Below are 22633 nucleotides of genomic sequence, written 5' to 3'. Positions count from 1 at the left end.
GAGCAAGAAGCGCGTTATGCAGCTGGTTCGAGGCCTCCACAATCTGCGCCCCCAGCATCGGGGCTGTGTCGCCACTATTGGCAACTTTGACGGTGTTCACCGTGGTCACCAGGCTATCCTGGCCCGGCTGCGTGAACGCGCGCTCGAGTTGAACGTACCCAGCTGCGTGGTGATTTTTGAGCCGCAGCCGCGGGAATTCTTCGCCCCAGACACGGCCCCGGCCCGTCTGGCCCGGTTGCGGGACAAACTGCAGCTGTTGGCCGACGAAGGGGTCGACCGGGTCTTGTGCCTGGCGTTCAACCAGCGCCTGAGCAAACTCAGCGCCAGCGAATTCGTCGATACGATTCTGGTAGACGGTCTGGGCGTGCAGCATTTGGAGGTCGGTGACGACTTCCGTTTTGGCTGTGATCGGGTAGGGGATTTCGATTTCCTGCAACAGGCCGGCGTCCTGCAGGGGTTTACCGTCGAGGCTGCGCAAACCGTCGAGCTGGACGGTATTCGCGTCAGCAGCACCCAGGTGCGTAATGCCCTGGCCGCTGCCGATTTTGCCTTGGCCGAACGCTTGCTCGGTCGTCCGTTCCGGATTGCCGGGCGCGTCCTGCATGGCCAGAAGCTGGCGCGCCAACTCGGTACGCCAACTGCCAACATACAACTCAAGCGCCGTCGCGTGCCGCTGACCGGGGTTTACCTGGTCAACGTCGACATCGACGGCAAGACCTGGCCAGGCGTCGCCAACATCGGCGTGCGGCCAACGGTCCAAGGTGATGGCAAAGCCCACCTCGAAGTGCATCTTTTAGATTTTGCCGGCGATCTGTATGACCGGCGTTTGACGGTGGTTTTCCACCACAAGCTGCGTGAAGAGCAGCGTTTCGCCTCTCTGGAGGCGCTTAAGACGGCGATCAATGCGGATGTCGCCGCCGCCCGTGCCCTGTCGCACCTAGCGCCAATCGCTAATGAAGAGCCTTAAATGACCGACTATAAAGCCACGCTAAACCTTCCGGACACCGCCTTCCCAATGAAGGCCGGCCTGCCCCAGCGCGAACCGCAGATTCTGCAGCGCTGGGACAGCATTGGCCTGTACGGTAAGTTGCGCGAAATTGGCAAGGATCGTCCGAAGTTCGTGCTTCACGACGGTCCTCCGTACGCCAACGGCACGATTCACATCGGTCATGCGCTGAACAAGATTCTCAAGGACATGATCATCCGCTCGAAGACCCTTTCGGGTTTCGACGCGCCTTATGTTCCGGGCTGGGACTGCCACGGCCTGCCGATCGAGCACAAAGTCGAAGTGACCCACGGCAAAAACCTGGGCGCGGACAAAACCCGCGAACTGTGCCGTGCCTACGCCACCGAGCAGATCGAAGGCCAGAAGTCCGAATTCATCCGTCTGGGCGTGTTGGGCGATTTCGCCAACCCGTACAAGACCATGGACTTCAAAAACGAGGCTGGTGAAATCCGCGCACTCGCCGAAATCGTCAAGGGCGGTTTCGTGTTCAAGGGCCTCAAGCCTGTGAACTGGTGCTTTGACTGCGGTTCGGCCCTGGCTGAAGCGGAAGTCGAGTACGAGAACAAAAAGTCTTCGACCATCGACGTAGCCTTCCCGATTGCCGACGAAGCCAAACTGGCTGCCGCTTTCGGTCTGCCGTCGCTGGCCAAGCCTGCTTCGATCGTGATCTGGACCACCACCCCGTGGACTATCCCGGCCAACCAGGCGCTGAACGTCCACCCGGAATTCAACTATGCCCTGGTCGATGTCGGCGACAAACTGCTGGTACTGGCTGAAGAGCTGGTCGAGTCGTGCCTGGCCCGTTACAGCCTGGAAGGTTCGGTCATCGCGACCACCACCGGTAAAGAGCTGGAGCTGATCAACTTCCGTCACCCGTTCTACGATCGCTTGTCGCCGGTTTACCTGGCCGAGTACGTTGAGCTGGGCGCTGGCACCGGCGTGGTTCACTCCGCACCGGCCTACGGCGTGGACGACTTCGTGACCTGCAAAGCGTATGGCATGGTCAACGACGACATCCTCAACCCGGTACAAAGCAACGGCGTGTACGCGACGTCGCTGGAGTTCTTTGGCGGCCAGTTCATCTGGAAAGCCAACCCGGCCATCGTCGACAAGCTGACCGAAGTCGGTGCGCTGCTGCACACCACCATCATCGAACACAGCTACATGCACTGCTGGCGTCACAAGACCCCGCTGATCTACCGCGCCACCGCGCAGTGGTTCATCGGCATGGACAAAGAGCCGACTTCCGGCGAAACCCTGCGCAAGCGGGCGATCAAAGCCATCGAAGAAACCAAGTTCGTTCCGGCCTGGGGCCAGGCGCGCCTGCACTCGATGATCGCCAACCGTCCGGACTGGTGCATCTCCCGTCAGCGCAACTGGGGCGTACCGATCCCGTTCTTCCTGAATAAGGAAAGCGGCGAACTGCACCCACGTACCGCCGAGCTGATGGAAGAAGTCGCCAGGCGCGTTGAAGTCGAAGGCATCGAAGCCTGGTTCAAGATGGACGCTGCCGAGCTGCTCGGTGACGAAGCGCCGCTTTACGACAAAATCAGCGACACCCTGGACGTCTGGTTCGATTCGGGCACCACGCATTGGCACGTCCTGCGCGGTTCGCACCCGATGGGCCACGAGACCGGCCCGCGTGCCGACCTGTACCTGGAAGGCTCGGATCAACACCGCGGCTGGTTCCACTCGTCGCTGCTGACCGGTTGCGCCATCGACAACCACGCGCCGTACCGCGAGCTGCTGACCCACGGTTTCACCGTGGATGAGTCGGGCCGCAAGATGTCCAAGTCCTTGGGCAACGTGATCGCGCCGCAAAAGGTCAACGACACTCTGGGCGCCGACATCATGCGTCTGTGGGTCGCTTCCACCGATTACTCGGGTGAAATGGCGGTTTCCGACCAGATCCTGCAACGCAGTGCGGACGCCTACCGGCGTATCCGTAACACCGCGCGCTTCCTGCTCTCGAACCTGACCGGTTTCAACCCGGCCACCGACATCCTGCCGGCCGAAGAAATGCTGGCGCTGGACCGTTGGGCCGTGGACCGCACCTTGCTGCTGCAACGCGAGTTGCAAGAGCACTACGGTGAATACCGCTTCTGGAACGTCTACTCCAAGATCCACAACTTCTGCGTGCAGGAGTTGGGCGGGTTCTACCTCGACATCATCAAGGACCGTCAGTACACCACTGGCGCCAACAGCAAGGCCCGCCGTTCGGCGCAAACCGCGCTGTACCACATCAGCGAAGCGCTGGTGCGCTGGATCGCGCCGATCCTGGCGTTCACCGCCGACGAACTGTGGGAATACCTGCCGGGCGAGCGTAACGAATCGGTGATGCTCAACACCTGGTACGAAGGCCTGACCGAGCTGCCGGACAACGTTGAACTGGGCCGCGCCTACTGGGAGCGGATCATGGCGGTGAAGGTCGCGGTCAACAAGGAAATGGAAATCCAGCGTGCAGCGAAAGCTGTCGGTGGCAACCTGCAAGCCGAAGTGACGCTGTTCGCCGAGGAGGCGCTGAGCGCCGACCTGGCCAAGCTGAGCAATGAACTGCGCTTTGTACTGATCACGTCGACCGCCAGCGTTGCGCCTTTTGTTCAGGCGCCAGAAGACGCGGTAGTCACCGAAGTCAGCGGCTTGAAGCTGAAAATCGTCAAGTCGGCCTTCGCCAAGTGCGCCCGTTGCTGGCACTGCCGTGAAGACGTCGGCGTGAACCCGGAACATCCGGAAATCTGCGGTCGTTGCGTCGACAACATCAGCGGCGCTGGCGAGGTTCGTCATTATGCCTAACGCGGCTGGCCGTTTCGGACGGCTGAGCTGGCTCTGGTTGAGCCTGCTGGTCCTGGTCATTGACCAGGCCAGCAAGTTCTACTTTGAAGGCAAGCTCGAGATGTATCAGCAAATCGTGGTGATCCCCGATTTGTTCAGCTGGACCCTGGCCTACAACACCGGCGCGGCGTTCAGCTTCCTGGCCGACAGCTCTGGCTGGCAGCGCTGGTTGTTTGCGCTGATCGCCGTCGTGGTCAGTGCGGTGCTGGTGGTCTGGCTTAAACGCCTGGGCCGCAACGAAACCTGGCTGGCTGTCGCCTTGGCGCTGGTGCTGGGTGGCGCGTTGGGCAACCTGTATGACCGCATTGCCCTGGGCCATGTGATCGACTTCATTCTGGTGCATTGGCAGAACCGCTGGTATTTCCCGGCGTTCAACTTTGCTGATAGCGCCATCAGCGTCGGGGCAGTGATGCTCGCGCTGGACATGTTCAAAAGTAAGAAGACCGGAGAAACCGTTCATGACTGAACAGGTATTGGCTGAGCAACGCATCCGCCAGAACACGGAAGTCACCTTGCACTTTGCACTGCGCCTGGAGAACGGCGACACCGTCGACAGCACCTTCGACAAAGCCCCGGCGACCTTCAAGGTCGGCGACGGTAACCTGCTGCCAGGTTTCGAAGCGGCCCTGTTCGGCTTCAAGGCTGGCGATAAGCGGACGCTGACGATTGCGCCGGAAAACGCCTTTGGTCAGCCTAACCCGCAAAACGTACAGATCATCCCGCGTTCGCAGTTCAAGGACATGGAGCTGTCGCCGGGTTTGCTGGTGATCTTCAACGATGCGGCCAATACTGAGCTGCCCGGTGTGGTGAAAACCTTCGATGACGAGCAAGTGACCATCGACTTCAACCACCCGCTGGCTGGCAAGACATTGACCTTTGAAGTCGAGATCTTCGACGTCAAATCGCTGTAACTGACCGAACACGGTCTAGTGTGGGAGCGGGTTTGTGTGGCGAGGGGGCTTGCCCCCGTTGGGGTGCGAAGCGCCCCTGAAACCAGCCGACGCGATTCTGAATGAGTCCGTAGTGGCTGGTTTACGATTGCTGCGCAATCGGACGGGGGCAAGCCCCCTCGCCACAACAAGCTCGCTCCCACATCAAGTTTTTCACTGTTTTCGCTATTTCTTGCGCGCAAGACACGAGGCACAGCATGCAAATCAAACTCGCCAACCCCCGTGGCTTCTGCGCCGGCGTGGACCGGGCGATCGAAATCGTCAACCGCGCCCTGGAAGTCTTCGGGCCGCCAATCTATGTGCGCCACGAAGTGGTCCACAATAAATTCGTCGTCGAAGACCTGCGTAACCGCGGGGCAATCTTTGTCGAAGAACTGGATCAGGTGCCGGACGACGTCATCGTGATCTTCAGTGCCCACGGCGTTTCCCAGGCTGTGCGTACCGAAGCCTCCGGCCGTGGCCTGAAAGTGTTCGATGCCACCTGCCCGCTGGTGACCAAGGTGCACATTGAAGTCGCACGCTACAGCCGTGACGGTCGTGAATGCATCCTGATCGGCCATGCCGGTCACCCGGAAGTCGAAGGCACCATGGGCCAGTACGACGGCAGCAATGGCGGCGCGATCTACCTGGTTGAAGACGAGAAAGACGTCGCTGCGTTGCAAGTACACAATCCCGAGAAACTGGCGTTTGTGACCCAGACCACGTTGTCCATGGACGACACCAGTCGCGTCATTGATGCCCTGCGCTTGCGTTTCCCGGCCATCGGAGGTCCACGCAAGGACGACATCTGTTACGCCACGCAAAACCGTCAGGACGCGGTCAAACAACTGGCCGACGAGTGCGACGTGGTATTGGTGGTCGGTAGCCCGAACAGCTCCAACTCCAATCGCTTGCGTGAACTGGCCGAGCGCATGTCTACACCGGCCTACCTGATCGACGGTGCCGAAGACCTGCAAAAGAGCTGGTTCGACGGCGTCGAGCGCATCGGCATCACGGCTGGTGCCTCCGCACCTGAAGTGTTGGTGCGTGGCGTGATCCAGCAGTTGCAGGCCTGGGGCGCTACCGGTGCCGATGAACTGGCCGGCCGCGAGGAGAACATCACCTTCTCCATGCCTAAAGAGTTGCGCGTGCGCTCTTTGCTTTAAGGCTTTTGCCCCCGGGACATAACGCCTGTTCAGCCTTGTGGCTGCTCAGGCGGACGCGGCCAGTCGCGGCCATCACCACCTGTAGGTGACTGATGGGTTCGCGGGCTGCGCAGAGGTGCAATGTCCCTGCTTGAAAGGCCCTGCCCGGCATCAACGGTTGGCCTAGAGGGCTGAAGCGTACAAACTTTTCAACATGCCAGTTGCCGACAATCGGCACCCGAGCGTCACTCGCACGCTCGACCAGCAGCGGATTGCTGCTGTCCTCAGGCCCCTTGCCACTGATGTCCAGAATGATCCGCCAACCCTGACTCCAATCGCCGTTGATACCGTAAATCACCACGTTCTGGTTGTGTGTGAGGGCTGCGGTCCGGGCGTTGCGTATGCCGCTGATAAGTGATTGCGCGGCCTGCTCACGATAATTCGATTCGGTAAGCGCCGCAAACGCCGGACTGACCAGCAATAGAACAATCCCGGCAATTGCCAGTCCCATAAGCAGTTCGATCAGGCTGAAACCTTGCTGATGCATGTATTTCCCTCCGTGGAATGCTGCGTTCGCGCAATCCTTGCGCGAGTAATGGCAAAACAACCGTACATCTGCCGGTCGAATGTTCTAGCGTGTAAGGGCAGGTATAGCCGACGGCAACGGAGGGCACCGATGGATCATCGTACAAAAGGTTTCACGCTGGTCGAGGTGCTGATCACCCTCGCGGTTTTTCTGATCCTGATTACGATGGCCGTGCCGATGTTTACCCGTTCGGTGCAAGGCACCCGGGCCGATACCGAGATCGGCGACTTGCAGCGAGGGCTCAATTACGCACGGCTGGAGGCCATCGACCGGGGCATTACCACGCGGCTGCGCCCAACGGCGGGTGGCAGCGTCTGGACCGGGGAACTGACGGTCTACGACAGTACTGGCACACCGGCCAATGTATTGCGGGTTGTTCCAGCGATGAGCAGCGGTGCGACTCTGACGCTAACCTCAGGAGTGACCACTATCGATTTCAACAATCTGGGCGGTTTGTCGGCACCGTCCTCGGCGGTGGTGATCAGTTATGTGTTGGGGGCGCAGAGCAGGACGCTGAATGTGTGCTTGAACGGACGGATTCTACTGGGTGGAAGTTGCGGATGAGGGAACGGAGCAAGGGTGCTCAGGAGGGCATGACGCTGATCGAGGTACTGGTCGCGTTGCTGATTCTGACGGTGGGGTTGTTGGGGGCGGCGGCGGTTCAGTTGAACGCGCTCAAGTACACCGACAGCTCGCGAATGACCAGCCAGGCGAGTTTTATCGCCTACGACATGATGGACCGCATCCGCGCCAACTCCGGCGCCGACTATACCGTCACGCCTCCGACGTCGGGCAACCTGAGCGTTGCCCGGGATCAGGATCTCTACGATTTCACCACCAACATCGTCAACTTCGGCGGTGCGAGTGCCACTGGCAGCGTTACGCTGAATCTGCGGGTGTACACCATCACCATCACCTGGGATGACTCGCGAGCCGCTAATGTCGCCAACACGCGTCGCAGTTTCGTTCTGACCAGTCGCGCCACCGCCGACCCGGTGACGACACCATGAAACATTACAGCCGAGGCTTTGGCCTGATCGAATTGATGATTGCGCTGATACTGAGCCTGATCGTGGTGCTGGGTGTGGCGCAGATTTTTATCTCGGCCAAAAACACCTACGTCAGCCAGAACACCGCGGCCGGCATGCAGGAAGATGCGCGGTTTGTATTGAGCAAGATGATTCAGGAAATCCGCGGGGTCGGTATGTTCGGTTGCCTGACGACTGTCACTGACGCCAGTTCGGCGGGTGATTTCAATGCCAGTCAGTTAGCGCCGATCAGTTGGGACAACACCAATCTCAAGCTCACGCTGGTCACGGCAGATGTGGGTGGTAACGGCGGGACGCCGACCTGGACGGTAGTTTCCGACTGTCGAAACAGTGCGTCGGCCTACACGGGCGTGCGGGCACCGGCCTCCGGGCAAATGGCTTTCCCGATTCGCCGGTTGATTTACAGCTTCAGCAACAACCAACTGTTGATGGGCGTCGGCAGCGGCACGCCGACCCAGGCGGTGCTGGTCAACAACGTCAGCGCATTCAACGTGTCGTTCGGTGTCGCCACCAGCACCACTGACGTGGGGGCCTCCAGTTACAGCAGCAACCCGGCCAACCCCGCGCTGATCCGCAGTGTTCGCCTGACCTTGACCCTGACCGATCCCAACAACCGCGTGCGCAATCAAACTTTCAACGTGGTTGCCGCTTTGCGCAACCGGCTTCAGTAGGTGAGTGCCGGATGAGAACCCTGACAAAAATGCAAAAAGACCAACAGGGAATGGCCTTGTTGATCAGCCTGGTGTTTCTGTTGCTGCTGACGTTGATCGGAATTTCATCGATGCAAAACGCGACCCTCCAGGAAAAAATGGCCGGCAGCGTGACCCTGCGCAATCAATCCTTTCAACTGGCCGAGATGAACTTGCGCATCGGCGAAAGCGCGGTGCAACTGGCAACCTATACGCTGGCAGTGTGCGGCTCCACGGCTCAATGCGCGCCGCCGGCTGAATCCTCAACGGTGACCGGTGCCGGGCTCAACTCCACGTCGGGGGTCAATTGGATCGCCGCCGGCGGCGGTTTTTATGGGGTGCAGAACATCGGCACCACGCTGACGGCCATCAATGTGCCGAGCAACACCTCGGCGACGCTGTATCGGGTCACGGCGGTGGGCATCGTGGGTAACAACATTCGCAGTGTGGTGGAGAGCGTCTATGCCAAGTATTGATGCTCGAGGTCGCTGGAGCCGACGATGGGCGCAAGTGGTTTGCGGCGCCTTATTGGCCTTGTACCTGGCGGCGCCGGCCTATGCCTTCACGCCATCGGATTCACCACTGTTGAGCGCCGCCGCCGTGCCGCCGAATGTCATGCTGCTCATCGACGATTCGGGGAGCATGAACACCATCATCTATGCGGCGGGATTCGATCCGACAGTGACGGGCCGAACGCCGGCCAGGCAGTGTAATTTGTTCCTGGGGTTATGTTTTAGCGGAAGCGATATCGTCGGTGATTCGATCTTTCTTTCAAGCCTTCCCCAGTCCGGTTGCTCCAGCAATGCCTACGCCTTTTACAACAACAGCCTGACCCCTCAATGCATCAAGCTTCCGGACCCTGTCGGTAATGGCAACACCCGATATACCGGCGACTACCTTTCTTATCTGGTGGGCCTGGCGAACGGCAGCAACCGTGACTTCACTAACGGTTCGATTCCCAACGACTATCGAGTCAACGTTGCGCGCAACGTTTCCACGGCATTGGTGACCAGTAACCGGGGCTTGCGTATCGGTTTGTCGACCTTCAATCCGCCTACCGGCAACAGCCCCGCAAACGGCGGATATATCGCACGTTCCATCAGCGATCTGGCGGTCGTCACTGGCAGCGTCACCCAGTCTCAAGCTGACAACAATTACAACAACTTGATCTCAGCCATCAACAACTTGAGCGCCATCGCCAACACGCCATTGGCCGAAACCTACTACGAAATCACCCGTTACTTTCGTGGCATGACGCCGTACTACAACTCGACGCCGACAACCTACACCAGCCCGATCCAGTACCGCTGCCAAAAGAATTACGGCGTGGTGATCACCGATGGCTTGCCGACTTACGACCGCACGTTCCCGACCAACGACCCTCTGGGCAGCAGCCGTTTGCCGAACTGGGACGGGATCAACAATGACGGCAACAACCTCAATGGCGACAACGAGGGCGATACGCTGTATCTGGACGATATCGCCAAGTTCGCCTTCGACATCGACATGCGTTCGACCGGTACGGATCTGGCGGGCAAGGCCTGGAATTCCGCGGATTTCCCAAAGCAGAACATGAACACCTATACCGTCGGATTCACCTCGTCCAACCAGATGTTGTCGGATGCAGCGGCTTACGGCCAAGGCTTGTATTACCAGGCTAACGACGCTGCCGGCCTCAACGCGGCGTTGTCTTCTGCCCTGAGTAACATCACCTCCAAGGCTGGATCCGGCGGGAGTGGTGTCACCAGCAGCAGCACGCTGGCCAGCGGTTCGAGTTACTACCAGACCACGTACGACCCCAAGGACTGGCGCGGGACGATCAAGTCCTATGGTTTCACCACTAGCGGTTCGGTGAACACCGCAGCGGTGTTATGGACCACCGACACGGTCATCGTGCCTGGTGCCACGGCTCCGATCTACCAGTCCTGGAACTCCCTGACCAACGCCGTGGTTACCCTGGCTTACAGCAACTTTTCCCCGGCCCAGCAAACGTCACTCGGCCTGAGCCTGCCGACCGGCATCGTCGGCAATGATCTGGTGGAATGGAGCAAGGGCACCAACAAGACCGGGCTGAAAGTACGCACGGTGCTACTGGGAGACATCATCAACTCGCCGCTGGCACTGGCTTCGCCCACAGACCAAACCGCTTCGGACCTGGTGGGCGACTCCACTTACACCGCCTACCTGGCAACCAAAGCGGCCAACATGAGCGCCAGCCTGGTGGTCAATGCCAACAACGGCTTCCTCAACGTTATCAACGCGGCCAACGGCGCCCGACGTTTTGCCTATATGCCTTCGAGTGTGTTGCCATCGTTGCACTACATCGCCGATCCCGCCTACATCAACGGGGTGAGCCACAAGTTTCTGGTCGATGGTCAGGTCGGCGTGTTCGATATGCAACTCAACAGCGCCTGGAAAACCCTGGCCCTTGGCGGTGTAGGGGCCGGTGGCAAGACGTTCTACGCCGTGCAGTTGTTCGATGCCTCGGCGGGCAATGTATTCAATGCGTTGTGGGAAATCAGTGCGCCGACCACTGCGAACACGGCAAACGTTTTCAATGACCTGGGTTATGCCTATGCCCGCCCCGAAGTGGCACGCTTGGCCGATGGGCGCTGGGCGGCATTCATCTCCAATGGTTATGGGAGCAATTCCGGTGTCGCGGCGTTGTATGTGGTGGATGTTCGTGACGGTTCGCTGATCAAGAAAATCGTCATCGACAGTACCGAAACCACCAACGGCTTGTCGTCGGTGAAGCTCAAGGTCAACTCGCAGAACGTGGTGCAGGCCGCTTATGGCGGCGACTTGAAAGGGCGCATGTGGAAGTTCGACCTGAGCGGCGCGACGACCGACACCTGGGGCGTGGCCTTTTCCGGCAAGCCGTTGTTCACGACTCCCGGTGGCACCACTCAGCCGATTACCGCGCAACCGCTGCTGGCGGACAACTCCCTGGGCGGCAAGGAAGTGTTTTTCGGCACCGGCAAATTCAACGAGACCACCGACAAGACCAGTAAGGATCTCCAGGCCTTTTACGCAGTCTGGGATGCCAATGGCGGCGCTGGTCAACTGACCGTGTCGAGTTTGCAGGCACAGGCGGTGACCGGAGTGACCACCAGCAGCACCGGCGGGCAGTTCATCACCACGACTCAGAATGAAACGACTTACCCGGCGGAGCAGGGCTGGTACCTGCCGCTGGTTTACAACAACGTGCTGACGGGTGAGCGGGTGATCAATCAGGCCAGTCTGGTGGCTGGTCGGATCGTGTTCACCACGGCCAGCGTGGATACCACCGACCCTTGCGCCAGTTTCGGCACCGGCAAACTGGTCGAACTGGATGCATTCAGCGGTAAGATGCTCAACTACGCAGTGCTCGACACCAATGGTGACGGGGTGGTCGACAGCAACGATGCGATTTCCAGCGGGGTGATTTTCACCGGTGGTATTCCAACGCTGAACGCGGTCGTCAACAATGCGTCCCGCAAGATCGTGAACGACTCCAGCGGCGGCATCACCTCCCTTGTGGAGAAACCCGGCGGTGGCGGCAGCCGTCGCATCATGTGGCGACAAATACAGTAAGTGAGAGTTGAGGCAATGCGCAGATCCAACCGAGGTTTTACCCTGATCGAAATCATGATCGTGATTGCGATCATCGGGATAATCGCCACCATTGGCTATCCGAGCTTCACCGAATACGTGAAAAAGGGCCGTCGCGCCGACGTGGTCGGGCTGCTTTCCGATCAAGCGCAGATTCTTGAGCGGTTCTATTCAAAAAATAACGTTTACACCAACGTCACAGGCCTGAGCGCGGGTAACGACTACTACACCATTACACCGACCATCACCGATCAGACCTTCCTGGTGACGGCGGTGCGCAAGGTCGGCGCGGCCATGGCTACTGACAAGTGCGGCGATTTCACCATCACCAGTACCGGCGTCAGAGGCATGGTCAACGCCCAGGCCGGGCTGGTCACCAAGGATTGCTGGGGTCGCTGAGTTTCTTTTTCGGGTGCCTCTTGCGCCCTCTGTCTATTGAACGGTTGGATCAGAACATGAGCAGGCAACAGCAAGTGGTGATTGTCGGCGGCGGGGTGATCGGCCTGCTGACCGCATTCAATCTCGCGTCCGAAGTACAGAGCGTTGTGCTGCTGGATCGCTCGAACGTCGGCCAGGAGTCATCGTGGGCCGGGGGTGGCATCGTTTCGCCGCTCTATCCGTGGCGCTACAGCCCGGCGGTTACTGCGTTGGCTCACTGGTCCCAGGATTTCTATCCACAGCTGGGTGAAAGGCTTTTTGCCGCCACCGGTGTCGACCCCGAAGTGCACACAACCGGGCTGTACTGGCTGGACCTGGACGACGAGGCCGAAGCGCTGGCCTGGGCCAAACGGGAAAATCGTCCGCTACGGGCTGTGGATATCTCGGCGGCTCATGACGCTGTGCCTGTCTTGGGTAGCGGTTTTTCCCGGGCGATCTACATGGCCGATGTGGCCAATGTGCGCAACCCACGGCTGGTGAAGTCCTTGAAAGCGGCGCTGTTGGCGCTGCCGAACGTGACGATCCATGAGCAGTGCGAAGTCAGCGGGTTTATCCGTGAAGGCGATGCGGTGGTCGGGGTGCAGACATCAACGGGCGCGATTTATGGCGATCAGGTGGTGCTGACGGCTGGTGCCTGGAGCGGCGACTTGCTCAAAAGCCTTGGCCTGGAGCTCCCGGTCGAGCCGGTCAAAGGCCAGATGATTCTCTACAAATGCGCGGCGAACTTCCTGCCGAGCATGGTGCTGGCCAAGGGGCGATATGCGATCCCGCGACGCGACGGGCATATCCTGATCGGCAGTACGCTGGAGCACGAAGGATACGACAAGACCCCCACCGAATCGGCGCTGGAAAGCCTGAAAGCCTCGGCCGTGGAGTTGATTCCGGCGCTGGCGGATGCCGAGGTGGTGGGCCACTGGGCCGGGTTGCGGCCGGGTTCGCCAGAAGGCATTCCCTACATTGGCCGGGTGCCAGGGTTTGACGGGCTCTGGCTCAATTGCGGGCATTATCGCAATGGGCTGGTGCTGGCACCGGCGTCGTGTCAGTTGTTTGCGGATGTGATGCTGGGCAGGGCGCCGATCATTGATCCGGCACCGTATGCGCCGGTTGGGCGGATCTAGTCGCAGGATCTTTGTCGACTGTCAGATCGCATTCGCGAGCAAGCCCGCTCCCACATTGGAACGTCGGTGAACATATTATTTGTGAACACTGGAGATCAAAGTGGGAGCGGGCTTGCTCGCGAAGGGGCCCTCAATCCAAACCGAGTTTCTTCAGCCTGTAGCGCATCGACCGAAACGACAGATTCAGCCGCTGCGCCGCCGCCGTGCGGTTCCAGCGGGTTTCTTCCAGCGCCTGGAGGATGAGTTTGCGCTCGACGTTTTCCAGATAATCTTCCAGATTGTCGATCCGGGTCAGGTCCGGCACGCCGGCTTCGGCAGCGCAGTTACCGTCGGCCAGGCGCAAGTCGCTGGCTTCGATCTGTTTGTTCTCGCACAAGGTGTGGGCGCGTTCGAGCATGTTCTCCAGTTCCCGCACGTTGCCTGGGAAGCGGTAGCTTTTCAGCGCATCAAGGGCTAGCGGGTGGAGTTTTGTCGCGGGTTGGCCGGTGCCGGCCGCCAGGCGCTTGAGTACATGGCTGGCGAGTGTCTCGATATCGTCCCGGCGTTCACGCAGGGGCGGCACCCGCAACTCGATCACGTTGAGCCGATAATACAAATCCTGACGAAAACGTTCGGCACTGACTTCGGCGTCGAGGTCTTTATGGGTGGCGCAAAGGATGCGTACATCGACCACGGTTTCCTGCTGGCCGCCGACGCTGCGCACGGCTTTCTCCTGAATCGCCCGCAGCAGTTTGACCTGCATCGCCAGCGGTAAATCAGCCACTTCATCGAGGAACAGAGTGCCGCCATGGGCTGCCTGGAACAGGCCTGGTTTGTCTTCGATGGCGCCGCTGAAACTGCCTTTGCGATGGCCAAAAAATTCGCTTTCCATCAATTCCGACGGTATCGCCCCGCAGTTGACCGGGACGAAGGGACGATTGGCGCGCGGGCCTTGTTCGTGAATCAGACGAGCGACCAGTTCCTTGCCGCTGCCGGATTCACCGCTGATGTACACCGGTGCCTGGCTGCGGGCCAGCTTGTCGATTTGTTTACGCAGGCTGCGCATGGGCAACGAATCGCCGAGCAATCGGCGATCGATGGCGGTACTGGCGCCACCGGGTGCGGGCAGGCGCAGGGCACTGGTGACCAGTTCCCGGAGCCGGGTCAGGTCCACCGGTTTGGTCAGAAAGTCGAAGGCACCAGCCTTGAGGGCGTTGATGGCGGTTTCCAGGCTGCCGTAGGCGGTGATCATCGCCACCGGCACTTGGGCGTAACGTTGCTGGATGTGCTGCACCAGTTCCAGACCAGTGCCGTCCGGCAGGCGCATGTCGGTCAGGCACAGGTCGAATGACTCCCGGGCCAGCAGGGCTTGGGCTTCGCCAAGGTTGCGGGCACTGAAAGTGTCGAGTTTCATCCGTCCCAGGGTGATTTCCAGGAGTTCGCGGATATCCGGTTCGTCGTCGACGATCAGGACTTTTTGCCGTGGGCTCATGTTCAACTTTGTTTCCGTCCGTGTGCAAAGGTGATGCGAAAGCAGCCGCCGCCTTGGCGTGGTTTGAAGTCTAGGCGCGCCTGGTTGCTTTCGCACAGCTCACGGGACAGATAAAGCCCCAGGCCAGTGCCCTGGCTGCTGGTGGTGAAGAAGGGTTCGAACAAGTGCGCCTGCTGGTCCGGCGCCACGCCGGGGCCATTGTCCTGCACCTCGAGGACCGGCAACTGGCTGTCGGGGTCGACAAACAACTCAAGCCAGACCTCTGCCTGTTTATGAATCAGGGCGCTGTGACGCCAGCCATTGCGCAACAAATTGTCGAGTATCTGGGACAGTTGATTCGTGTCCATCAGCGTTGTGACATGGCCGGCGCCGATGCGCAGGTGAATGGTCTGGCGTTCGGTCGCGGTCTCGCGGGCTTCGGCGACGAACCGCGCAAGCCACGGCTTTAGATCGAGCCGTTGCGGCGTGGTTTGCTGACGGCGGGACAGTTGCAGGACGTTTTCGATAACCCGATTCATTCGCTGAGAGTGGTCTTGAATAATCTGGGTCAGACGTCTATCCGCGCCGTTCAGTTCCTCGGATTCCTGCAGCAACTGTGCGGCATGACTGATGGCGCCCAGCGGATTACGGATCTCGTGGGCGATACCGGCGGTCAGGCGACCCAGGGCGGCGAGTTTCAGTTGCTGGGCCTGCTGGGAGATCTGGGCGAGGTCTTCGAGAAAGACCAGGGTCTGATGATGGGGGCTTTGGTCCAGGGCAATGAAGCTTGGTTGCAGCTCGAGGCCGGAACTGGCGATTTTCAGACTTTGGGGTCGCAAGGTCGGGTTGTTGAACCACAGTTGCAGGCGTTCGACCAAGGTCGGTGAATAATCATCGATCAACTCGCCGTCGAGGTGGTCCTGGCCCAGTTGGGACCGGGCGCTGTGGTTGGCCAGTTGCACCCGCCGCTGGTCATCGAGCACCAGGATGCCGGTGCGCATACGTTGCAAAATCAGCGCGTTCAGGGCTTCAAGGCCGACCACTTCGCTGGCCCGCTGCTCGGCCAGGTGTTCGCTGACCTCCAGACGCCGGATCAGACCTTGCACCAGCAATGCCGCGGCAAAGCACAGGGCGCCAAGCGTGCCGGCTTGCAGGTAGTCGTTGGGGCTGGTGGGGCGGCTGAAACTCAGCAGGAAGCTCAAACCGACAATGCCAATGGCCGCGACTGCGGCGATCAGCAAGCCAATACGCCCGCGCAACAGTGTGTTGCCGATGGCCACGGACACGATCAGCAAATTGCCAATGGCGCTGGCCGCACCGCCGGCAGCGTAGAACAGACCGCACAGCAGCAACACATCGGCCAGGGCCAGGCTGAATAACTGGCCGGGACGGCGGGTATTCTCCAGGAACACCACCAGCAGAATATTCAGTACCAGGTACAACCAGCTGCCACTGCGCAGCAGGTCGTTGTTGGCGAACATCAGCAACTGGTTGTCCATGTTGCTGGAGATCAACAGCACCAAGGTGATGCCGATACTTAAACGGTAGAGATGATAGAGGCGCAGCAGTCGCTGGGCTTGTTTGCTGCCGGGGCTGGAAGCCTCAGCGATCACTGGAGCCCGGGCCTTGCTCGAGGTGAGCCTGGCTGCAATACCACTGTTGTTGAAGACTCAGCGCACGGTCGCGAGGCAGGTGCACGCCGCAGTGGGCGCAGCGAACCATCGGTGCAGCTTCCAGTTCGGCATTGGGCCGTGCGGCAGACGCCGGGCTTTTGAACTTGCGCCAGAACCATACCGCAGCGGCAATCAGGGCGATCCAGAACAGTAAACGAAGCATGGCGGGCTGCTTTATGAATGATGATCAGGCAGTTTAGCCAAGGACATGGCGGGCGCACAGCGTAATAAGCGCTTCACAAAAAAAGGGCCATAAAAAAGGGAGACTCGAAAGTCTCCCTTTTTGCGTAACCGCAGGTGTCAGTCAAACACACCGAAGGTCATGTAGCTGAACCACGAACGGTCGCTGTTGTTGCCTTCCGCTTCGTGTTGTTCTTCCTGGATCACTTCGCCGTTGCCATCTTTAGGCTTGAGCTCGCTAGGAATCGAATCTTTCGCGTCCTGGAACTGCTTCTGCACGTCCTGGTTGGCGCGGGTTTCGCCCGGTGGCAGCGGCGGACGGGATTCGATCAGGCCCAGGGTCGCCTTGCTCAGCCACGAACGGTTGTCCGCTTCGGCTACCGATGGCTTGAACTGACCGTCCACCAGGCTTGGGTGGTTCGGGTAGTTGAGCTTCAGGGTTTCGAGGCTGGTGTTGGCCAGTTCGTCCAGGTGCAGACGCTGGTAGGACTCGACCATCACCGCCAGGCCGTCACCGACCGAAGGGGTTTCCTGGAAGTTCTCCACGACATAACGACCACGGTTCGCGGCGGCGACGTAGGCCTGACGAGTCAGGTAGTAGTCGGCAACGTGAATCTCGTAGGAGGCCAGCAGGTTGCGCAGATAAATCATGCGCTGCTTGGCATCCGGCGAGTAGCGGCTGTTCGGGTAGCGGCTGGTCAGCTGGGCGAACTCGTTGTACGAGTCGCGGGCAGCGCCCGGGTCACGCTTGGTCATGTCCAGCGGCAGGAAGCGCGCCAGCAGGCCGACGTCCTGGTCGAAGGAGGTCAGACCCTTGAGGTAATACGCGTAATCCACGTTCGGATGCTGTGGGTGCAAACGAATAAAACGCTCGGCGGCAGACTTGGCAGCCTCAGGTTCGGCGTTTTTGTAGTTGGCGTAGATGAGCTCGAGTTGAGCCTGATCAGCGTAGCGCCCGAACGGATAACGCGACTCCAGGGCCTTCAGCTTGGCTGTGGCACTGGTGTAGCTACTGTTATCCAGATCTTTCTGAGCCTGCTGGTACAGCTCGACTTCGCTAAGGTTTTCGTCTACGACTTCCTTCGATGAGCAAGCAGCGGTCAATGCGAGGATGGCGATCAGCAGCAGGTGTTTCACTTGCATGGCGGCTTGCGTCCCTATGACGGCCGCTGTCTTGGGCGGGGCCGTCCTGTTATGATGAGCGCCCCTTTGAATAGCATCGGGGCAAAAGACGCCGTATTTAACCACAAGCGCGCAGCCGAAACCAAAGGCTGTGCCGACGCCTAGTCTGAGCATGTCCGATAAAATTGAACTTCGCGCAGAGGTGCCGTCCGAATTGGGCGGCCAACGCCTCGATCAAGTCGCCGCACAATTATTCGCTGAGCACTCGCGCTCGCGCCTTTCCGCCTGGATCAAAGACGGCCGCCTGACTGTGGATGGGGCGGTTATCCGCCCGCGAGACATCGTTCATGGTGGCGCCATTCTTGAGCTAACCGCCGAGCAGGAAGCTCAGGGCGAATGGATCGCTCAGGACATTGAGCTGGACATCGTCTATGAAGATGACGACATCCTGGTGATCAACAAACCTGCGGGTCTGGTGGTGCATCCGGCTGCCGGTCACGCTGACGGCACCTTGCTCAACGCCTTGCTGCACCACGTGCCGGACATTATCAATGTGCCCCGCGCCGGTATCGTGCATCGCCTGGACAAGGACACCACTGGTCTGATGGTGGTGGCCAAGACCATTCAAGCGCAGACGCAGCTGGTAACACAGTTGCAGAGTCGCAGCGTCAGCCGGATCTACGAGTGCATCGTGATCGGTGTGGTGACCGCCGGCGGCAAAATCAACGCGCCGATCGGTCGTCACGGCCAGCAACGCCAGCGCATGGCGGTGATGGAAGGTGGCAAGCAAGCCGTCAGCCACTACCGCGTGCTCGAGCGTTTCCGCTCCCACACTCACGTGCGGGTGAAGCTGGAAACCGGTCGTACGCACCAGATTCGTGTGCATATGTCTCACATCAACTTCCCGTTGGTCGGAGATCCTGCCTACGGCGGTCGTTTCCGTATCCCGCCGGCAGCCAGTGTGACCATGGTCGAATCGTTGAAGGCGTTTCCACGTCAGGCACTGCATGCGCGGTTCCTGGAGCTGGATCATCCGACGACCGGTAAACGCATGAGCTGGGAATCGCCACTTCCGGACGATTTCGTCTGGTTGCTGACCCTGCTCAAGCAAGACCGTGAGGCGTTCATCGGATGAGCGGCTGGCTGATTCCCGACTGGCCTGCGCCTGCCGGGGTGAAAGCCTGTGTGACCACCCGTGCGGGCGGCGTCAGTCTGGCGCCGTTCGACAGCCTCAACCTCGGCGATCACGTCGACGACAGCCCAGACGCTGTGGCCGAAAATCGCCGTCGCCTCACCGATCATTTCTCTATTCAACCGGCCTGGTTACAGCAGGTTCACGGCATTGCTGTGTCTCATGCTGATCCAGGTCTGGTAGCCACTGCCGACGCCAGTTGGACGGCGACGCCCGGTATTGCCTGCACGGCGATGACGGCAGATTGCCTGCCTGCACTGTTCTGCGACCGTGCCGGCACTCGCGTCGCGGCAGCCCATGCCGGCTGGCGCGGGCTGGCGGCGGGTGTGCTGGAGGCGACCCTCGACAGTCTGGCCGTGGCACCGCATGAGGTGCTGGTCTGGCTCGGCCCGGCCATAGGCCCGCAAGCCTTTGAAGTCGGCCCCGAAGTACGGGAAGTCTTCATCCAGCAACTGCCTGAGGCTGCTAAAGCCTTCGTTCCGAGTCAGAACGCCGGCAAGTTCATGGCCGACATCTATGAGCTCGCGCGTTTGCGTCTGGCAGCTCGTGGCGTCACCGCTGTTTATGGTGGCGGTTTCTGCACCGTGACCGATCCACGCTTCTTTTCTTACCGCCGCAGTCCACACACTGGTCGGTTTGCCTCTTTGATCTGGCTCGAAGACTAAGCTTCCCTGATCTACATCAACCGTATGACGCTTGAAACTCCCAGAATCGACCGCATCTAGTGAGGTATCTGGCAGGTTTCTTCACTCAGGATGGTTTTTTAGGTCCGGCCTGCTCAAAAGGAAGGTGACCCATGCGTATAGACCGTTTAACCAGCAAATTGCAGTTAGCTCTATCCGACGCCCAATCCCTGGCCGTCGGCCTCGATCATCCAGGCATTGAACCGGCGCACTTGATGCAAGCGATGCTTGAACAACAGGGTGGTTCGATCAAACCCCTGTTGATGCAAGTCGGCTTTGACGTCAACAGCCTGCGCAAAGAGCTGACCAAAGAGCTCGACCAACTGCCGAAAATCCAGAATCCGACTGGCGACGTGAACATGTCGCAAGATTTGGCGCGTCTGCTCAACCAGGCCGATCGCCTGGCCCAGCAGAAGGGTGATCAGTTCATCTCCAGCGAACTGGTGTTGCTCGCCGCCATGGACGACAACAACAAGCTCGGCAAACTGCTGCTCGGCCAAGGCGTGAGCAAGAAAGCCCTGGAAAACGCGATCAACAACCTGCGTGGCGGCGAAGCGGTTAACGACGCCAACCACGAAGAGTCGCGTCAGGCGCTGGATAAGTACACCGTCGACCTGACCAAGCGCGCCGAAGAAGGCAAGCTCGATCCGGTGATTGGCCGTGACGATGAAATTCGCCGGACCATTCAGGTCCTGCAACGCCGTACCAAGAACAACCCGGTGCTGATCGGCGAACCCGGTGTCGGGTAAGACCGCCATCGCCGAAGGCCTGGCCCAACGGATCATCAACGGCGAAGTGCCGGATGGTCTCAAAGGCAAACGTCTGTTGTCCCTGGACATGGGCGCGCTGATTGCTGGTGCCAAGTATCGCGGCGAGTTCGAAGAACGCCTCAAATCCTTGCTTAATGAGCTGTCGAAGCAGGAAGGGCAGATCATTTTGTTCATCGACGAGCTGCACACGGTCGTCGGCGCCGGTAACAGGCGAAGGCTCGCATGGATGCCGGCAACATGCTCAAGCCGCATGCTGGCTCGCGGCGAACTGCGCCTGATCGGAGCGACGACGCTCAACGAATACCGCGAGTTCATCGAGAAGGACGCCGGCCCTCGAGCGGCGCTTCCAGAAAGTATTGGTGGAAGAGCCGAGTGAAGAAGACACCATTGCTATCTTGCGGGGCTTGAAAGAGCGGTATGAGGTTCACCACAAGGTGGCGATCACCGACGGCGCGATCATCGCGGCGGCCAAGCTCAGCCATCGCTACATCACCGCGCGTCAGCTGCCGGACAAGGCCATCGACCTGATCGACGAGGCTGCCAGCCGTATCCGCATGGAGATCGATTCCAAGCCGGAAGTGCTCGACCGTCTGGAGCGTCGTCTGATTCAGCTGAAGGTGGAATCCCAGGCGCTGAAGAAAGAAAGCGACGAAGCGGCGATTAAACGCCTGGAAAAACTCCAGGTAGAAATCGTTCGGCTGGAACGTGAGTATTCGGACCTCGAAGAAATCTGGAACGCGGAAAAGGCCGAAGTCCAAGGCTCGGCGCAGATCCAGCAGAAAATCGAACAGTCCCGTCAGGAGCTGGAAGCTGCCCGCCGCAAAGGCGACTTGAACCGCATGGCCGAGCTGCAATACGGGGTTATCCCGGACTTGGAGCGCAGCCTGCAAATGGTCGACCAGCACGGCAAAAGCGAAAACCAGTTGCTGCGCAGCAAGGTGACCGAAGAAGAGATCGCTGAAGTCGTGTCGAAGTGGACCGGCATTCCGGTGTCGAAAATGCTCGAAGGCGAGCGCGACAAGCTGATGAAGATGGAAAGCCTGTTGCACCAACGTGTGATCGGCCAGGACGAAGCGGTGATCGCGGTCTCCAATGCGGTGCGGCGTTCCCGTGCCGGGTTGTCCGACCCGAATCGCCCGAGTGGTTCGTTCATGTTCCTCGGCCCGACCGGGGTCGGTAAGACCGAGCTGTGTAAGGCGCTGGCCGAATTCCTCTTTGATGACTGAAGAGGCGATGATTCGCATCGATATGTCCGAGTTCATGCGAGAAACATTCCGTGGCTCGACTGATTCGGTGCGCCACCCAGGCTACGTAGGCTATCGAAGAGGGCGGTTACCTGACTGAGGCGGTGCGTCGCAAGCCGTTACTCGGTAATCCTCCTGGACGAGGTCGAGAAGGCCCACCCGGACGTCTTCAACATCTTGCTGCAAGTGCTGGAAGACGGCCGACTGACGGATAGCCATGGCCGCACGGTGGATTTCAAAAACACCGTGATCGTCATGACCTCAAACCTGGGCTCGGTACAGATCCAGGAGTTGGTCGGTGATCGTGAAGCCCAGCGCGCGGCAGTGATGGATGCGATTTCCACGCACTTCCGGCCGGAGTTCATCAACCGAGTCGACGAAGTGGTGATCTTTGAACCGTTGGCGCGGGATCAGATTGCGGGCATCACCGAGATCCAGTTGGGTCGTCTGCGCAGTCGCCTGACCGAGCGTGAGCTGAAACTGGAGCTCAGCCCTGAGGCGATGGATAAGTTGATCGCAGTGGGTTACGACCCGGTCTATGGCGCACGGCCGCTCAAACGAGCGATCCAGCGCTGGATCGAGAACCCGTTGGCGCAGTTGATTCTGTCCGTCGTTTCCTGCCGGGCGAGACGGCTGTCGGCATTGTAGAAAACGACGAAATCGTTTTCTCCTGAGCCGTAATGCCAGTGAAATAAAGAAGGCCTCGCATTGCGAGGCCTTTTTTTCGCCAGGCTGTTGAACTCTAAGGAAAAGGCTTGTAAAGTGCGCCCCGCAGTAAGTCACCCGGAAGGGTTTCTGCTCCCCAAGCAGAAATCTGAAATAAGTTGCAAATCATTAACTTGAATGCAATTTAGGGGGTTGACAGAGGTGCTTAAGATTGTAGAATAGCGCGCCTCAGACACACGAACGCAGCGATGCGAACGGGTCGAAGAGATG

General features: G+C 59.5%; 19 protein-coding genes and 1 pseudogene. 15 read left to right on the top strand and 5 right to left on the bottom strand.

Features of this window, described 5'->3' with window-relative positions; translation table 11 throughout:
* Positions 1-16 precede the first annotated feature (16 nt).
* The 5 genes from ribF to ispH all read left to right on the top strand — a co-directional run bounded on the left by ribF (position 17) and on the right by ispH (position 5933).
* On the top strand, positions 17-967 hold the full coding sequence (ribF, locus tag RHM58_RS03735) for a bifunctional riboflavin kinase/FAD synthetase (RefSeq protein WP_201198065.1): 951 nt from the start codon (positions 17-19) through the stop codon (positions 965-967).
* Positions 968-3799: an isoleucine--tRNA ligase gene (ileS, locus tag RHM58_RS03730; protein ID WP_322269692.1), complete on the top strand. Its 2832-nt coding sequence runs from the start codon at positions 968-970 to the stop codon at positions 3797-3799.
* Positions 3792-4304, top strand: coding sequence for a signal peptidase II (gene lspA, locus RHM58_RS03725; RefSeq protein WP_201194590.1), 513 nt, complete (start codon positions 3792-3794; stop codon positions 4302-4304). The genes ileS and lspA overlap by 8 nt, the downstream gene beginning before the upstream one ends.
* A gap of 7 nt (positions 4305-4311) precedes the next feature.
* Positions 4312-4749 carry an FKBP-type peptidyl-prolyl cis-trans isomerase gene (fkpB, locus tag RHM58_RS03720; RefSeq protein ID WP_201194680.1) on the top strand — a complete coding sequence of 146 codons (438 nt, stop codon included), beginning with the start codon at positions 4312-4314 and terminating at the stop codon, positions 4747-4749.
* Between the two features lie 236 nt (positions 4750-4985).
* The gene (gene ispH, locus RHM58_RS03715) at positions 4986-5933 is read left to right on the top strand and encodes a 4-hydroxy-3-methylbut-2-enyl diphosphate reductase (protein ID WP_201255784.1); all 948 of its coding nucleotides are present in this window, start codon (positions 4986-4988) and stop codon (positions 5931-5933) included.
* Here the strand turns inward: ispH and RHM58_RS03710 are convergent.
* A complete protein-coding gene (locus RHM58_RS03710) occupies positions 5902-6459 on the bottom strand; it encodes a GspH/FimT family pseudopilin (RefSeq protein ID WP_322269690.1) in 558 nt (185 codons plus the stop codon). The genes ispH and RHM58_RS03710 overlap by 32 nt on opposite strands.
* Before the next feature lie 129 nt (positions 6460-6588).
* On the opposite strand from RHM58_RS03710, the gene RHM58_RS03705 reads away from it, so the two are divergent.
* The 7 genes from RHM58_RS03705 to thiO are packed head-to-tail and all read left to right on the top strand — an operon-like array spanning position 6589 to position 13383.
* On the top strand, positions 6589-7062 hold the full coding sequence (locus RHM58_RS03705) for a GspH/FimT family pseudopilin (protein ID WP_201198061.1): 474 nt from the start codon (positions 6589-6591) through the stop codon (positions 7060-7062).
* The gene (gene pilV / locus RHM58_RS03700) at positions 7059-7508 is read left to right on the top strand and encodes a type IV pilus modification protein PilV (RefSeq protein WP_201198060.1); all 450 of its coding nucleotides are present in this window, start codon (positions 7059-7061) and stop codon (positions 7506-7508) included. The genes RHM58_RS03705 and pilV overlap by 4 nt, the downstream gene beginning before the upstream one ends.
* Positions 7505-8218 (top strand): PilW family protein, encoded by a 714-nt coding sequence (locus tag RHM58_RS03695; protein ID WP_201198059.1) that lies wholly within the window; start codon positions 7505-7507, stop codon positions 8216-8218. The genes pilV and RHM58_RS03695 overlap by 4 nt, the downstream gene beginning before the upstream one ends.
* A gap of 11 nt (positions 8219-8229) precedes the next feature.
* On the top strand, positions 8230-8712 hold the full coding sequence (locus tag RHM58_RS03690; protein ID WP_322269687.1) for a pilus assembly PilX family protein: 483 nt from the start codon (positions 8230-8232) through the stop codon (positions 8710-8712).
* Positions 8699-11809: a pilus assembly protein gene (locus tag RHM58_RS03685; RefSeq protein ID WP_322269686.1), complete on the top strand. Its 3111-nt coding sequence runs from the start codon at positions 8699-8701 to the stop codon at positions 11807-11809. The genes RHM58_RS03690 and RHM58_RS03685 overlap by 14 nt, the downstream gene beginning before the upstream one ends.
* A gap of 15 nt (positions 11810-11824) precedes the next feature.
* Complete coding sequence (locus RHM58_RS03680; protein WP_201198056.1) at positions 11825-12226, top strand: type IV pilin protein; 402 nt, start codon at positions 11825-11827, stop codon at positions 12224-12226.
* A gap of 56 nt (positions 12227-12282) precedes the next feature.
* Complete coding sequence (gene thiO, locus RHM58_RS03675; RefSeq protein ID WP_322269685.1) at positions 12283-13383, top strand: glycine oxidase ThiO; 1101 nt, start codon at positions 12283-12285, stop codon at positions 13381-13383.
* Between the two features lie 130 nt (positions 13384-13513).
* Here thiO and RHM58_RS03670 read toward each other — a convergent pair whose 3' ends face one another.
* The 4 genes from RHM58_RS03670 to RHM58_RS03655 form a co-directional block, all read right to left on the bottom strand.
* Entirely contained in the window at positions 13514-14854 is a 1341-nt protein-coding gene (locus RHM58_RS03670) for a sigma-54-dependent transcriptional regulator (RefSeq protein WP_322269684.1), read from the bottom strand.
* A 2-nt stretch (positions 14855-14856) separates the two neighbouring features.
* Positions 14857-16446, bottom strand: coding sequence for a sensor histidine kinase (locus RHM58_RS03665; RefSeq protein WP_201198053.1), 1590 nt, complete (start codon positions 16444-16446; stop codon positions 14857-14859).
* Complete coding sequence (locus RHM58_RS03660) at positions 16436-16669, bottom strand: PP0621 family protein (RefSeq protein ID WP_201255787.1); 234 nt, start codon at positions 16667-16669, stop codon at positions 16436-16438. Before RHM58_RS03660 ends, RHM58_RS03665 begins: the two co-directional genes overlap by 11 nt.
* Positions 16670-16806: 137 nt before the next feature.
* On the bottom strand, positions 16807-17829 hold the full coding sequence (locus tag RHM58_RS03655; RefSeq protein ID WP_201198051.1) for an outer membrane protein assembly factor BamD: 1023 nt from the start codon (positions 17827-17829) through the stop codon (positions 16807-16809).
* 151 nt (positions 17830-17980) lie between these two features.
* Here RHM58_RS03655 and rluD point away from each other — a divergent pair, with 151 nt between their 5' ends.
* From rluD to clpB, 3 genes and pseudogenes are all read left to right on the top strand, one after another.
* On the top strand, positions 17981-18943 hold the full coding sequence (gene rluD / locus RHM58_RS03650) for a 23S rRNA pseudouridine(1911/1915/1917) synthase RluD (protein WP_201198050.1): 963 nt from the start codon (positions 17981-17983) through the stop codon (positions 18941-18943).
* Positions 18940-19665 carry a peptidoglycan editing factor PgeF gene (gene pgeF, locus RHM58_RS03645; protein WP_322269682.1) on the top strand — a complete coding sequence of 242 codons (726 nt, stop codon included), beginning with the start codon at positions 18940-18942 and terminating at the stop codon, positions 19663-19665. The genes rluD and pgeF overlap by 4 nt, the downstream gene beginning before the upstream one ends.
* A 131-nt stretch (positions 19666-19796) precedes the next feature.
* Positions 19797-22371, top strand: a pseudogene (gene clpB / locus RHM58_RS03635) (ATP-dependent chaperone ClpB).
* Positions 22372-22633 lie beyond the last annotated feature (262 nt).

Source organism: Pseudomonas sp. 10S4, from assembly GCF_034344865.1.
Lineage (GTDB): Bacteria > Pseudomonadota > Gammaproteobacteria > Pseudomonadales > Pseudomonadaceae > Aquipseudomonas.
This window is presented reverse-complemented; position numbering and strand designations above follow the sequence as displayed.

Coding starts and splice junctions, on each gene's coding strand:
- ribF (WP_201198065.1), top strand. CDS start 17: ATGCAGCTGGTTCGAGGCCTCCACAATCTGCGCCCCCAGCATCGGGGC.
- ileS (WP_322269692.1), top strand. CDS start 968: ATGACCGACTATAAAGCCACGCTAAACCTTCCGGACACCGCCTTCCCA.
- lspA (WP_201194590.1), top strand. CDS start 3,792: ATGCCTAACGCGGCTGGCCGTTTCGGACGGCTGAGCTGGCTCTGGTTG.
- ispH (WP_201255784.1), top strand. CDS start 4,986: ATGCAAATCAAACTCGCCAACCCCCGTGGCTTCTGCGCCGGCGTGGAC.
- RHM58_RS03710 (WP_322269690.1), bottom strand. CDS start 6,459: ATGCATCAGCAAGGTTTCAGCCTGATCGAACTGCTTATGGGACTGGCA.
- RHM58_RS03705 (WP_201198061.1), top strand. CDS start 6,589: ATGGATCATCGTACAAAAGGTTTCACGCTGGTCGAGGTGCTGATCACC.
- pilV (WP_201198060.1), top strand. CDS start 7,059: ATGAGGGAACGGAGCAAGGGTGCTCAGGAGGGCATGACGCTGATCGAG.
- RHM58_RS03695 (WP_201198059.1), top strand. CDS start 7,505: ATGAAACATTACAGCCGAGGCTTTGGCCTGATCGAATTGATGATTGCG.
- RHM58_RS03690 (WP_322269687.1), top strand. CDS start 8,230: ATGAGAACCCTGACAAAAATGCAAAAAGACCAACAGGGAATGGCCTTG.
- RHM58_RS03685 (WP_322269686.1), top strand. CDS start 8,699: ATGCCAAGTATTGATGCTCGAGGTCGCTGGAGCCGACGATGGGCGCAA.
- RHM58_RS03680 (WP_201198056.1), top strand. CDS start 11,825: ATGCGCAGATCCAACCGAGGTTTTACCCTGATCGAAATCATGATCGTG.
- thiO (WP_322269685.1), top strand. CDS start 12,283: ATGAGCAGGCAACAGCAAGTGGTGATTGTCGGCGGCGGGGTGATCGGC.
- RHM58_RS03670 (WP_322269684.1), bottom strand. CDS start 14,854: ATGAGCCCACGGCAAAAAGTCCTGATCGTCGACGACGAACCGGATATC.
- RHM58_RS03660 (WP_201255787.1), bottom strand. CDS start 16,669: ATGCTTCGTTTACTGTTCTGGATCGCCCTGATTGCCGCTGCGGTATGG.
- RHM58_RS03655 (WP_201198051.1), bottom strand. CDS start 17,829: ATGCAAGTGAAACACCTGCTGCTGATCGCCATCCTCGCATTGACCGCT.
- rluD (WP_201198050.1), top strand. CDS start 17,981: ATGTCCGATAAAATTGAACTTCGCGCAGAGGTGCCGTCCGAATTGGGC.
- pgeF (WP_322269682.1), top strand. CDS start 18,940: ATGAGCGGCTGGCTGATTCCCGACTGGCCTGCGCCTGCCGGGGTGAAA.